General features: G+C 53.3%; 13 protein-coding genes, 1 tRNA gene and 2 rRNA genes. 3 read left to right on the forward strand and 13 right to left on the reverse strand.

Annotated elements, in window-relative coordinates:
* The 3 genes from rrf (IFU29_RS22860) to rrf (IFU29_RS16955) all read left to right on the forward strand — a co-directional run.
* A 5S ribosomal RNA gene (gene rrf, locus IFU29_RS22860) occupies positions 1-75 on the forward strand; the annotation flags it as partial.
* A 48-nt stretch (positions 76-123) separates the two neighbouring features.
* Positions 124-199, forward strand: a tRNA-Thr gene (locus tag IFU29_RS16950).
* A 35-nt stretch (positions 200-234) separates the two neighbouring features.
* Positions 235-350: ribosomal RNA gene (gene rrf / locus IFU29_RS16955) — 5S ribosomal RNA — on the forward strand.
* 158 nt (positions 351-508) lie between these two features.
* Here the strand turns inward: rrf (IFU29_RS16955) and IFU29_RS16960 are convergent.
* The 13 genes from IFU29_RS16960 to aroQ all read right to left on the reverse strand — a co-directional run bounded on the left by IFU29_RS16960 (position 509) and on the right by aroQ (position 12,961).
* On the reverse strand, positions 509-1,270 hold the full coding sequence (locus tag IFU29_RS16960; RefSeq protein WP_191934966.1) for an amino acid ABC transporter ATP-binding protein: 762 nt from the start codon (positions 1,268-1,270) through the stop codon (positions 509-511).
* Positions 1,271-1,278: 8 nt separating this feature from the next.
* Entirely contained in the window at positions 1,279-2,379 is a 1,101-nt protein-coding gene (locus IFU29_RS16965; protein WP_191934967.1) for an amino acid ABC transporter permease, read from the reverse strand.
* Between the two features lie 11 nt (positions 2,380-2,390).
* Entirely contained in the window at positions 2,391-3,569 is a 1,179-nt protein-coding gene (locus tag IFU29_RS16970; RefSeq protein ID WP_191934968.1) for an amino acid ABC transporter permease, read from the reverse strand.
* A gap of 67 nt (positions 3,570-3,636) precedes the next feature.
* Positions 3,637-4,662 carry an amino acid ABC transporter substrate-binding protein gene (locus tag IFU29_RS16975; RefSeq protein WP_191934969.1) on the reverse strand — a complete coding sequence of 342 codons (1,026 nt, stop codon included), beginning with the start codon at positions 4,660-4,662 and terminating at the stop codon, positions 3,637-3,639.
* 360 nt (positions 4,663-5,022) lie between these two features.
* A complete protein-coding gene (gene lpxP, locus IFU29_RS16980; protein WP_191934970.1) occupies positions 5,023-5,943 on the reverse strand; it encodes a kdo(2)-lipid IV(A) palmitoleoyltransferase in 921 nt (306 codons plus the stop codon).
* Between the two features lie 382 nt (positions 5,944-6,325).
* On the reverse strand, positions 6,326-6,622 hold the full coding sequence (gene fis / locus IFU29_RS16985) for a DNA-binding transcriptional regulator Fis (RefSeq protein ID WP_000462905.1): 297 nt from the start codon (positions 6,620-6,622) through the stop codon (positions 6,326-6,328).
* A gap of 25 nt (positions 6,623-6,647) precedes the next feature.
* Entirely contained in the window at positions 6,648-7,613 is a 966-nt protein-coding gene (gene dusB, locus IFU29_RS16990) for a tRNA dihydrouridine synthase DusB (RefSeq protein WP_191935067.1), read from the reverse strand.
* A 307-nt stretch (positions 7,614-7,920) separates the two neighbouring features.
* The gene (prmA, locus tag IFU29_RS16995) at positions 7,921-8,802 is read right to left on the reverse strand and encodes a 50S ribosomal protein L11 methyltransferase (protein ID WP_191934971.1); all 882 of its coding nucleotides are present in this window, start codon (positions 8,800-8,802) and stop codon (positions 7,921-7,923) included.
* A 2-nt stretch (positions 8,803-8,804) separates the two neighbouring features.
* Entirely contained in the window at positions 8,805-10,268 is a 1,464-nt protein-coding gene (panF, locus tag IFU29_RS17000) for a sodium/pantothenate symporter (RefSeq protein WP_191934972.1), read from the reverse strand.
* Positions 10,258-10,500: a YhdT family protein gene (locus IFU29_RS17005; RefSeq protein ID WP_191934973.1), complete on the reverse strand. Its 243-nt coding sequence runs from the start codon at positions 10,498-10,500 to the stop codon at positions 10,258-10,260. The genes panF and IFU29_RS17005 overlap by 11 nt, the downstream gene beginning before the upstream one ends.
* A gap of 152 nt (positions 10,501-10,652) precedes the next feature.
* Entirely contained in the window at positions 10,653-12,002 is a 1,350-nt protein-coding gene (gene accC / locus IFU29_RS17010; protein ID WP_062744519.1) for an acetyl-CoA carboxylase biotin carboxylase subunit, read from the reverse strand.
* 11 nt (positions 12,003-12,013) lie between these two features.
* Positions 12,014-12,487, reverse strand: coding sequence for an acetyl-CoA carboxylase biotin carboxyl carrier protein (accB, locus tag IFU29_RS17015; RefSeq protein ID WP_062744518.1), 474 nt, complete (start codon positions 12,485-12,487; stop codon positions 12,014-12,016).
* Positions 12,488-12,508: 21 nt separating this feature from the next.
* Positions 12,509-12,961 (reverse strand): type II 3-dehydroquinate dehydratase, encoded by a 453-nt coding sequence (gene aroQ / locus IFU29_RS17020; protein ID WP_191934974.1) that lies wholly within the window; start codon positions 12,959-12,961, stop codon positions 12,509-12,511.
* Positions 12,962-13,143 lie beyond the last annotated feature (182 nt).

Consider the following 13,143-nt stretch of genomic DNA (forward strand, 5'->3'; position numbering starts at 1 on the left):
GAACTCAGAAGTGAAACGCCGTAGCGCCGATGGTAGTGTGGGGTCTCCCCATGCGAGAGTAGGGAACTGCCAGGCATCAAATCATTAAGGGCGACATTCGTGTCGCCCTTAAAAATTAAGTGTGCTGATATGGCTCAGTTGGTAGAGCGCACCCTTGGTAAGGGTGAGGTCCCCAGTTCGACTCTGGGTATCAGCACCAGTAATAAAGCGTGAGTTCGGTAAATCAAGAATTTGCCTGGCGGCTTTAGCGCGGTGGTCCCACCTGACCCCATGCCGAACTCAGAAGTGAAACGCCGTAGCGCCGATGGTAGTGTGGGGTCTCCCCATGCGAGAGTAGGGAACTGCCAGGCATCAAATAAAGACGAAAGCCCCGTACGAAAGTGCGGGGCTTTTTTCTTTTTGTTTTCTGCCAGCGCTTAACGGTGCCTGCTAATACCCTGAAATACGAATATAAAAAAAGCCCCGACCAGTGATGGCCGGGGCTTTTTGCTGCTGTCAGTCACGTATACTAGTGGATCACCTGTGACAGGAACGCTCGGGTACGTTCAGACTTAGGATTGGCAAAGAACTCCTGTGGTGGAGCTTCTTCAACGATCTCTCCGCGATCCATAAAGATCACCCGGTCTGCTACGGTACGGGCAAAACCCATTTCGTGGGTAACGCACAGCATGGTCATGCCATCTTCTGCCAGGCCAATCATGGTATCGAGCACTTCTTTCACCATTTCCGGGTCGAGCGCTGAAGTGGGTTCATCGAACAGCATAATTTTCGGCTTCATACACAGCGAACGCGCAATGGCCACGCGCTGCTGCTGGCCGCCGGAGAGCTGTCCTGGAAATTTATGCGCATGTTCGGCAATACGTACGCGCTCCAGGTAATGCATCGCCAGCTCTTCCGCTTCTTTCTTCGGTGTCTTACGTACCCAGATTGGCGCCAGGGTACAGTTCTGCAGCACACTCAGGTGAGGGAAAAGATTAAAGTGCTGAAAGACCATACCCACTTCAGTACGAACGCGTTCAATATTACGCAGATCGTCGTTAAGAAGCGTCCCGTCGACGACGATACGCCCCTGCTGGTGCTCCTCAAGGTGGTTGATACAGCGGATGGTGGTAGATTTTCCAGACCCAGAGGGGCCGCAGAGTACGATACGCTCCCGGGGCTTAACCTTGAGGTTAATGTCTTTCAGGACGTGAAACTGTCCGTACCACTTATTCACATTTTCGAGCGTAATCATCATTGCGTCGTCAGTTGGGGTAATAATTTGCGTCATTTTAAACCTCAGTGCGGCGTACGCCCGGTGTTAAAGCGCTTTTCCAGATACTGGCTGTAGCGCGACATGCTGAAACAGAAAATCCAGTAGACCAACGCAGCGAATACATAGCCCTCGGTCGACATGCCCAACCAGGCGGGATCGACGGTGGCCTGCTGCACGCTACTGAAGAGATCAAACAGGCCGATGATGATCACCAGGCTGGTGTCTTTAAACAAAGCAATGATGGTGTTAACCAGACCAGGGATCACCATTTTCAACGCCTGAGGAAGGATCACCAGCCCCTGTGTTTTCCAGTAGCCCAGTGCCAGTGACTCAGCAGCTTCATACTGTCCCTTCGGCAGAGCCTGAAGCCCGCCACGCACCACTTCGGCGACGTAGGCCGACTGGAAGAGGATGACACCGACCAGCGCGCGGATAAGCTTATCGATGGAGCTGCCTTCTGCCATAAACAACGGCAGCATCACCGATGACATAAACAGAACGGTGATCAACGGTACACCACGCCAGAATTCGATAAACAGAACGCACAGCGTGCGGAGCACCGGCATGCGGGAGCGCCGACCCAGAGCCAGCAGGATGCCGAGGGGTAATGCCCCGGCAATACCCACTGAGGCAATAATCAGGGTCAGGGTCAGTCCGCCCCACTGGCGCGTTTCAACACGCTCGAGCCCGAGGAAGCCACCATAAAGCAGGAACCAGACGGTAACCGGATAGATCACCGCCCAGGCAGCGATATAGGTTCCCCGGCGCGGCAGGCGTTTCAGGAACATCGGAACAATTGACACCAGGCCAATGATCAGTGCCAGGTTGATGCGCCAGCGGAGCTCATGGGGATATAAGCCATACATAAACTGGCCAAAGCGTGCATGAATAAACACCCAGCATGCGCCGTCCTTTGTACAGTCTGCACGGGTTTCACCCAACCAGTTCGCCTGAAACACCAGCCAGTTTAGCGCCGGAGGGATAACGGCCCATATCACCCACAGACAAAACAGCGTCAGCAAGGTGTTACCGATACTGGAGAACAGATTTTTTCTTGCCCATCCAACGGCACGCGACAGCGTGTTCGGGACGACTGCGGGCGTTTCATGAGTGGTTATCGTCATAATCCGTTCTCTTAGCGCTCAATAAGGGCGATTTTGCGGTTGTAGATGTTCATTAACAGCGAAATCGACAGGCTGATAATGAGATAGACACCCATAGTGATAGCAATGGTCTCAATGGCCTGACCCGTCTGATTCAGCACCGTACCGGCAAACAGAGACACCATATCGGGATACCCAATCGCTGCGGCCAGCGAGGAGTTCTTGACGATATTGAGGTACTGACTGGTCAGCGGAGGGATAATCACCCGCATGGCCTGCGGAATGATCACCTGGCGCAGGGTGACTGGATGAGGTAAACCGAGAGAACGCGCAGCCTCATGCTGTCCGTGCGGCACAGACTGGATCCCGGAACGGATAACTTCGGCAATAAATGACGACGTGTAAATCGACAGCGCCAGCGTTAATGCTGCCAGCTCCGGGATCAGCACGAATCCGCCGCGGAAATTGAAGCCACGCAGTTCCGGAATATCCCAGTGCATCGGGCGACCTGCAAACAGTGTTGCTATCAGAGGAAACACGACCAGCATCGCGATGGCCACGGGCCACGTCCGTCGTAGCTGACCGGTTTTCAACTGATGCTGCCTGTTGTAGCGAAACACTCCCCAGGCAATGAGCAGCGCCAGCACCAGGGCGGCCAGGAATGGCCCGGTACCCGGCACATATTCAGGCCACGGAATATACAGACCGCGATTACTGATGTAGGCAAGGTCAAAAGCATTAAGTGCCTGGCGCGGACCCGGCAGATTACGTAATACCGCAAAGTACCAGAAGAAGATCTGCAACAGCGGAGGGATATTACGGAACGTCTCAATATAGATGTTGGACAGCTTGCGCAGCAGCCAGTTGTCAGACAGGCGTGCCAGCCCGATAAAAAAGCCAAGCAAGGACGCAAAGACGATACACAACGCAGAAACCAGCAGAGTATTTGTCAGCCCGACCAGGAACACGCGAGCGTAAGTATCGGATTCAGTGTAATCGATCAGATGCTGGACGATACCAAAGCCAGCACTACGTTCAAGGAAACTAAAACCGGATGTAATGCCCCGGTTGGCCAGGTTAATGATGGTGTTGTGTATCAGGTAACCCGCAACGGCAAGCACTGCGACTATCGCAATGATCTGGTAAAGCCAGGCGCGAACCGCAGGATTACTGAATGAAAAATCCCTTTTTACGGTTGGGCGTTGAGACATGGTGAGACCTCAGTGACGAAAATTCTGGCATGGGCACCGGCAGACCGGTGCCCTGTAATCAAGGGAATTAACGTACTGGTGGCGCGTACTGAATACCGCCCTGGTTCCACAGTGCATTCTGACCGCGTGCAATTTTCAGCTGGCTGTCTTTACCGACATTACGGTCAAACACCTCCTGATAGTTGCCCACCTGTTTGATAATGTTGTAAGCCCACTTGTTGTCCAGCTTCAGGTCTTTGCCGAAGTCGCCTTCTGCGCCCAGCAGGTGCGCCATATCTGGTGTTGAGGGCTTCGCGGTCATCTCATCCACGTTTTTAGAGGTAATGCCCATCTCTTCCGCGTTCAGCATGGCGAACAGCGACCACTTAACAATCGTATACCAGTCATCATCACCGCGACGCACAACCGGGCCCAGAGGCTCTTTCGAGATCACTTCTGGCAGGACGATGAATTCACTCGGTTTACCCAGCTTGATTCTCAGTGCATACAGCTGAGACTGGTCGGAAGCCAGCGTATCGCAACGGCCAGTATCCAGTGCCTTAGCTGACTCATCAGAACGGTCAAAGGTGACCGGCGTGTACTGCATTTTGTTCGCTTTAAAGTAGTCCGCCACGTTCAGCTCGGTATCGGTACCGGCCTGGATACACACGGTGGCCCCATCCAGCTCTTTGGCGCTTTTCAGGCCTGCCTTCTGGTGGGTCAGGAAGCCGATACCGTCGTAATAGTTTACGCCAGCAAAGATGAAGCCCATGCCGCCGTCGCGGGAGGAAGTCCAGGTGGTATTACGCGAAAGAATATCGACCTCACCGGACTGCAACGCAGTGAAACGCTCTTTCGCGGTCAGCGGGGTATATTTTACCTTCGTAGCATCACCAAATACCGCCGCTGCCGCTGCACGGCAAACATCCACATCGATGCCGGTAAACTTGCCGTTGGAATCGGCATATGAGAAACCCGGAAGACCGTCACTGATACCGCACTGCACGAATCCTTTCTTTTTAATGGCATCCAGTGTCGTACCTGCATGAGCCTGATTCGCCAGGCTAAACAGCGTAGCGGCGGCAATCATCGTGGAGAGCATCATCTTTTTCATAAAGCATCCTGTGTGGCGGATTTATATTGTTATGTTTAGTGCACGCTCTGGTGCACTTTTCCTGTCTGTGGCCGGAGGCCATTCACTGCTTTGCAAAGGCAATGCCAGATTTGCAGAGCGCTGAATTTGTTGAAAAGCGTTACTGATAATGGGAGGTTTATTACAAGCTGTATTAATATCGCGCACCAGGAAGGGGCAAAAATAGTCATGATGGTCACAAATAGTGCATTTAGTTTCACTATATGGAAGCAATGTGAGGATGGTTGCAGATTTGTTATTTAAGTGTAAATTTTGTTGCGAAGACCAGCGCCATCAGGCGCTGGTGGGGAAGAGAACAGGGGTTATACTTTAATACCGCGATCAGTACAGGGAACTGGCTCCGGCAGGACGGGTCTTAAAGCGGCGGTGTAGCCACATGTACTGGGAGGGCGCACGCATAATCTCGCGTTCAATAACCCGGTTCATGTATTCGGCTGCTTCCTGCTCACTTTCAATCGGATAATCCTTCAGTTCGGGCTGGATCACCAACTCATAACCGCTGCCGTCTTCCTTACGGATCAGCACGACGGTGATCAGCGCAGGCTTTGCCATGCGTGCCAGCATCCAGGTACCGCTGGTGGTTGCGGCTTCCGGCACGGCAAACAGCGGCGCAAATACGCTGCCTTTCGGACCGTAGTCCTGGTCCGGTGCAAACCATACCGCTTCACCCTGCTTCAGGGCCTGTACCATACCGCGCAGATCGCGGCGATTAATCATCGCTTTGTTCGAACGCATACGACCTTTGGTCTGCACCCACTCCATCAGTTTATTGTTGTGCGGGCGGTACATCGCCATCATCGGCTGGCAGAGGCCCATCGCACGTCCGCCTAATTCCAGCGACATAAAGTGTACGCCGATAATCAGGGCTCCCTTGCCATCCGTCTGGGCGGCTTTCAGATTATTGAGACCGTTAACGGTAAACCAGCGTTTCACCCGGCGATCGGACCAGAACCATGCCATGCCGGTTTCCAGCAAGCCCATGCCGAGAGATTCAAAATTCCCGACAATACAACGTTCAAGCTGCTGCTCATCCATATCCGGGAAACAGAGTTCAAGGTTACGGCGGGCAATGGAAACACGGCGCTTCATAAAGCGCATGGAAGTACGTCCCATCCAGGTACCCAATTTGTTCAGCACGGGATAGGGCAGTTGGACCAGCAGAAATAACACGCTGACACCAAACCAGGTGAGCCAGTAGCGCGGACGTAAAAAGCTCCTCTGGAATTTTTGTGGCTGCTTCATATTTACTCATTCAGACATTAAGGGCGGGACCTGTAACGCAAAGTGAGGAAAGTCAGCTGCGATACACTCAATCAGACACCCGTTCAGGACTATGGTTTACTCACATTCTGTTCTTGACCAGAATTTACATTCGTAAGGGAGTGCGTACTGCGGTCAAATCGGTGAGGTTTTTCAGCGGAAGTACCTCCATCTTATGTAAAGGCACACAGATTACCCGTTACACAGGGAAAGATGGATGGGAAGTTTCCTATCAGGCGTTGCCTGGGTCTCCTGCTCTCTGACTGTGGAACAAGCGCATCGCCCGTTGCGATACGTTATCAATAAAAAAGCGCTTAAACCATAGGGATAAGCGCTTTAGATACAACATGATAGCCAGAGGCTATTAGTTCATGCCGTATTTTTTCAGTTTCTTACGCAGTGTACCGCGGTTGATGCCCATCATCAGGGCTGCACGGGTCTGGTTGCCACGGGTGTATTGCATCACCATGTCCAACAGAGGCTGTTCTACTTCAGCCAGTACCAGCTCATACAGATCATTTACATCCTGACCATTCAGTTGAGCAAAATAGTTCTTCAGTGCCTGTTTGACCGAATCACGAAGTGGCTTTTGGGTCACCTGATCCTGTGAATTTACGGTAGATACGGTCAGTACGTCAGAATTTACGCGTTGTTCGAACATAGTTCTGTCAGCTCTTTATTTCTAATTACGCAAGATTTTCGAAGTATGCCTCCAACGCCTCCAGCTGTTCGCTGGCATCCTCTATGGCGTTGAATGTGCGCCGAAACTGGTCGTTTGGGGCGTGCTCCTGCAGATACCAGGAGACGTGCTTTCGGGCAATACGGTATCCTTTGCGGTGACCATAAAAGTCGTGCAGTTCCCGTAAGTGCCCGATGAGCAAGCGCTTTACTTCAGCCAGTGGCATCGGTGCCAGCAGCTCCCCAGTGTCCAGATAGTGCTGGATTTCCCGGAAGATCCACGGTCTTCCCTGAGCCGCCCGTCCTATCATCAGGGCATCAGCCCCCGTATAGTCAAGTACGGCTCTGGCTTTGTGCGGGTCAGTAATGTCTCCATTCGCGATAACCGGAATGGATACGTTCTGCTTAACTGTCCGAATGCTGTCGTACTCAGCTTCGCCGTTGAACAAACACGCGCGAGTGCGTCCGTGAATTGTCAGGGCCTGAATACCACAACGCTCAGCCAATTGGGCAATCTCTACACAGTTGCGGTTGTCGCTGTCCCAGCCAGTGCGAATCTTTAAGGTGACCGGTACGTCGACTGCATTCACCACAGCCAGGAGGATAGACCTCACCAGCTCAGGATGTTGCAGCAGCGCGGAGCCTGCCATCTTGCGATTCACTTTTTTAGCGGGACAACCCATATTGATGTCGATCACCTGCGCACCTGATGCTGCATTGATGCGTGCGGCTGCCGCCATCTCTTCCGGGTCACAACCGGCAATTTGCACGGTACGAATACCAGGTTCGTCACTGTGTACCATACGCAACCGCGACTTATCGCTGCCCCAGACTTCAGGGTTTGACGACATCATCTCGGAAACAGTCATACCAGCGCCCATTGCATAGCAAAGGGTCCTGAATGGCCTGTCTGTTATCCCGGCCATCGGGGCTGCAATCAAACGATTACGAAGCTGGTGATTTCCTATGCGCATGAAAAAAAAGTGACCATAGTGTGTCCGCAAGGCGGCGTATATTACGCATTTTTTCAGGAAGATGAAAGGCCAAACTTTGAACAATCCGCTGATGCCGATCAAGGAACCACCGTACTCGTCAGGGGTATTTATTTAATAGTCATATAAAACAATGAATTAAAAAAATATGACGAAATTGTGTACAAAGATTTTTCTTTTTTTGTGACCCAGTTAGCAACATAAATCACGTCAGTTTGCCTGTTATTCGAGACATATGACGTGATGAACGGGCTGATGCAGCTTATCTGGGCTGCATCAGCGGTTTATTTTAACGACGAATTCCGGTGATGCGGCACCACTCTTCTTTTTCCGCCACCGGATCCAGTGTAAAGGTATCCGCATAGGCTTCACACACACTCTCTGCCTGGCTGGCGAGAACCCCGGACAAGCCGAGATGGCCGCCATTTTTCGGCAAGACGCTAATCAGCGGTGCCAGTTCACGCAGCGGGCCGGCAAGGATATTTGCTACCACCACGTCAGCACTGAGATTATCTGGCTGTTCGTGTGGCAGATAGAGCGACAGACGCTCGGACACGCCGTTGCGCTGTGCATTGTCACGGCTGGCCTGAATGGCCTGCGGATCGATATCAATACCGATAGCGGCAGCGGCACCGAGTTTCAGGGCGGCAATGGCGAGAATACCGGAACCACAGCCGAAGTCGATCACGGTTTTACCCGTCAGATCGAGACCATCCAGCCAGGTCAGACACAGCGAGGTCGTCGGGTGAGTGCCGGTACCAAATGCCAGACCGGGGTCCAGCATCACGTTGACGGCCGCAGGATCGGGAACGTCACGCCAGCTCGGGCAGATCCACAGACGCTGGCCGAAGCGCATCGGATGGAAGTTATCCATCCACTCGCGCTCCCAGTCTTTGTCTTCAATTTGCTCGATTTTATGATGAAAATCGGTGCCTAACAGCGGGTGATGCTCAAGGCCGGCAATCACTCCCGGCATGTCAGTTTCGGCATCAAACAGCCCAATCACGTCAGTATCTCCCCACAAACGGGTTTCGCCCGGCAGCGGTTCAAAGACCGGGTTGTCGTGGGTGTCCTGGAAAGTGACCGACACCGCGCCGTTTTCAATCAGTGCGTCGCCCAGGTCTTCAGCCTGCGCACCGGTGGTATTCAACTTCATTTGTATCCAGGGCATTTTCAATCTCTTCCATCAATCAGGGGGGAGGCAGTCGTCGTGACAGGGTCAGAATGGCCAAAACGATTGCCAATAATAAAGGCCAGCAGGCTAAGAAGCAGGGCCGGTACGATCGGGTGGAAACCCCAGGGTTGCAGCGACAGGGTGGCCAGCAGGGTGTAACAGGCTGCACCTGTCATCATGCTGCTCAGTGCGCCCGCCGCGTTGGCTTTCTCCCAGTACAGCCCCAGCACCAGTGGCCAGAGGAACACCGCTTCCAGCCCGCCAAAGGCCAGCAGGTTGAGCCAGATAATCATCTCTGGTGGATTCCAGGCAGCCACCAGCAGCAGCAGGCCCAGAATTAGCGTCACCAGCGAGGAGAGACGTTTGAGCAGCGGCTCATTATCCAGCTGATGCGGCCGCATACGCAGATAGAGATCTTTAACGATCGTTGCCGACGATTGTAGCAGTTGGGCATTGATGGTGGACATGATCGCCGCCATCGGCGCGGCAAGAAAGATCCCGGCTGCCAGCGGCGGCAGAACATGGATCATCAGCGTTGGGATCACCTGGTCCGGGATCGCTAAGTCCGGGATCACCGCCCGTCCCAGGGCACCTGCGAGGTGCATACCAAACATCAGCACTGTCACCACCACGGTACCCAGCAGGATCGCCCGATGCACGGCCTTGCTGTCTTTATAGGAGATGCAGCGTACCGCCGTGTGCGGCAGACCGATGACGCCGAAGCAGACCAGCACCGAGAAAGAGGCCAGGAACGTGGGGGAGAGAATATCATCCACGCCAGTAGCCGACACCAGCTGCGGATCGATGTGTTGCAGGGTTTCGACTGCCTGGTGCATTCCGCCTGCCGCCTGAATGACAGCGAACAGTAACAGGAAGGTGCCTGCCAGCATCACCAGCCCCTGCATGGCATCGTTGAGTACGCTGGCGCGGAAGCCGCCAAACGCCGTATACAGCGCGATAGAGACGCCAAAGATCAGCAGCCCGGTGTTGTAAGGAATGCCGGCGGCCGTTTCCAGCAGGCGTGCACCACCAATAAACTGCACGGTCATGGCACCGATAAAGGCCACCAGCAGGCTGATGCTGGCCAGCCATACAAGCAGCGGACTGCGATAGCGCGCATACAGCATATCGTTGAGGGTGACGGCATTATAGCGTCTGGCCAGAATGGCAAATTTCTTGCCAAGGATACCCAGCGACAGCCAGACGGCGGGCACCTGCACCATCGACAGCAGCACCCAGCCCAGACCGTATTTATAGGCCGCTCCGGGGCCGCCAATAAACGAGCTGGCGCTGATATAGGTGGTGGTCAGGGTCATGGCCAGTACGAAGCCACCCATTGAGCGGCTGCCGAGGAAATACTCACTCAGGAAACTGCCCTCACGGCGCTGGCGCATGGCATAAACAGAGAGGCCGGCGACCAGCAGCAGATAGCCAATCAGAGGCAAAATAATGTCAAGCTTCACCGTCGTCCTCCAGGGAGATATCGCGGAAGATGACGCGAACCATCAGCCAGCAAAGAAAAATAAACACACCCGGTACCAGCAGACAGGCCATTTCAAACCAGTGCGGCAGACCGGTCATACCGGGTTTATCATCCGGCAGCCAGCCCGACAGCGCCCAACAGGCAAGGTAAGCCACCGCCAGCCAGAAGGCCCAGCGTGCTTCACGGTGTGCTTGCAGAAAGCGTTTTTCCATCCGTTTCTCCCTCAGGGTTACGACAAGGACAGATAAAAAGAAGGGAATTTTACGACAGGATGCGCATTTGCCCAGCGATATCTTGCAAAAGTAGCGGAATGGGGGCAGAGAAAAGTGGGCCTGACGATACAGGCCCACTGAACAGCGGCTAATTACTTCTCTTGCAGGCCGAGTTTTTTCTCCAGATAGTGGATATTAGTGCCACCGTGCTGGAAGTTCTCGTCTGACATGATTTTCATCTGCAGTTCGATATTGGTTTTAATCCCGTCGATGATCAGCTCAGCCAGCGCATTTTTCATGCGTGAAATGGCCACATCACGGTTTTCGCCAAAGGTAATCAGTTTGCCAATCATCGAGTCATAGTACGGCGGCACGCTATAGCCTGCGTAGATATGAGACTCCCAGCGCACACCAAAGCCACCAGGTGCATGGAAGCGGGTGATTTTGCCGGGGCTTGGCAGGAAGGTGTTGGCATCTTCGGCATTGATACGGCATTCCACCGCATGACCGCGAATGATCACTTCTTCCTGCTTGATTGACAGCGGCTGACCGGCTGCAATGCGCAGCTGTTCTTTGATCAGGTCAACGCCGGTAATCATCTCGGTCACCGGATGTTCAACCTGGATGCGGGTGTTCATCTCAATAAAGTAGAACTCACCGTTCTCGTACAGGAACTCGAAGGTACCTGCACCCCGATAGCCGATATCAATACAGGCTTTCGAGCAGCGTTCGCCAATGTAGCGACGCATCTCTTCAGTAATACCCGGTGCAGGTGCTTCTTCCACAACTTTCTGGTGACGGCGCTGCATAGAGCAGTCACGTTCTGCCAGATAGATAGCGTTGCCCTGACCGTCAGCCAAAATCTGAATTTCGATATGGCGTGGGTTTTCCAGGTATTTTTCCATGTACACCATGTCGTTATTGAAAGCCGCTTTGGCTTCCGCTTTCGTCATGTTGATGGACTGTTCCAGGTCTTTGTCGCCGCGAACGACGCGCATACCACGACCACCGCCGCCGCCAGAGGCTTTGATGATCACCGGATAGCCGATACGTTTCGCGAAGGCACGGTTTTTATCCATGTCTTCGGTTAACGGGCCGTCAGAGCCTGGCACGGTCGGAACACCGGCTTTCTTCATCGCGGTAATCGCGGACACTTTATCGCCCATCAGGCGGATGGTGTCGGCTTTCGGTCCGATGAAGATAAAGCCAGAACGCTCTACCTGTTCGGCAAAGTCAGCATTTTCAGACAGGAAGCCGTAGCCAGGGTGAATCGCGACTGACCCGGTGATCTCAGCGGCTGAAATCAGCGCCGGGATATTCAGGTAGCTTTTCACTGACGGTGGCGGACCAATACACACGGTTTCATCAGCCAGCAGCACGTGTTTCAGATCACGGTCAGCCGTAGAGTGCACGGCAACCGTTTTGATGCCCAGTTCTTTACAGGCGCGGAGAATGCGCAGCGCGATTTCACCACGGTTAGCAATTACAATTTTATCAAGCATGGCTCGCCTCGTTATTCGATGACTACCAGCGGCTCGTCAAACTCAACAGGTTGACCGCTTTCGACCAGAATCGCTTTCACAATGCCGGATTTATCGGCTTCGATCTGGTTCATCATTTTCATCGCTTCAACGATGCACAGGGTATCACCGGCGTTAACTTTCTGACCCACTTCCACGAAGGCTTTCGCATCCGGGCTTGGGGTACGGTAGAAAGTACCAACCATTGGGGAACGTACGATATGGCCACTGATCTCAGCAGCGGCAGGCGCTTCCATTGCCGGAGCGGTAGCCGGAGCAACGGCATTAGCCAGTGCTGGCTGCTGCTGCATCATTGGCGCCGCATAGGCCTGCTGCATCATCGGGTAACCGACGTTAACCGGTGCACGGCTGATGCGAACAGACTCTTCGCCTTCAGAGATTTCCAGTTCAGCGATGCCTGATTCTTCAACCAGTTCGATCAGTTTTTTAATCTTACGAATATCCATGAGTGTGGTTCCGTACTCTGTTTAATTAGATGGTGACAGGCGTTTAACTGCCGTCTGTAAAGCCCAGGAATAACCGTCGACGCCAAGTCCACAGATCACGCCGGCAGAAATATCAGAAAGATACGAATGATGGCGAAAGGGCTCACGGGCATGAACGTTTGACAGATGAACTTCGATAAACGGGATGTTCACTGCCAGCAGCGCGTCACGCAGTGCCACGCTGGTGTGGGTAAATGCCGCCGGGTTAATGACGATATAATCGACATTGCCTTTTGCCTCATGTATGCGATCGATGAGCGCATATTCCGCATTTGACTGGAGATGGCTCAAAGTGACGTTCAGCGCATTCGCCTGCGCGGTCAGATCGCTGACAATATCTGCCAGCGTGCTATGACCGTACTTTTCAGGCTCACGGGTCCCCAGCATGTTGAGGTTGGGGCCGTTCAAAAGCAGTACGTGCAACTTGTCGGTCATCTTGCTGCTATCTCCTGCGATAATAAAGGCATCGCACAAAATACATCGCAAACGCCGGTTTGTCACCTTTTCAGATGAAATTTGACGAAAGCAACCGTATGAAGTCGGGCATTATAATGATATCAACGCAATTAGCAGCTAAATACTGGTCGTATCAGCGAAGATGATCAACCACGCCAGGG

Source organism: Erwinia persicina (assembly GCF_014838825.1).
Taxonomy (GTDB): Bacteria; Pseudomonadota; Gammaproteobacteria; order Enterobacterales; family Enterobacteriaceae; genus Erwinia; species Erwinia persicina_A.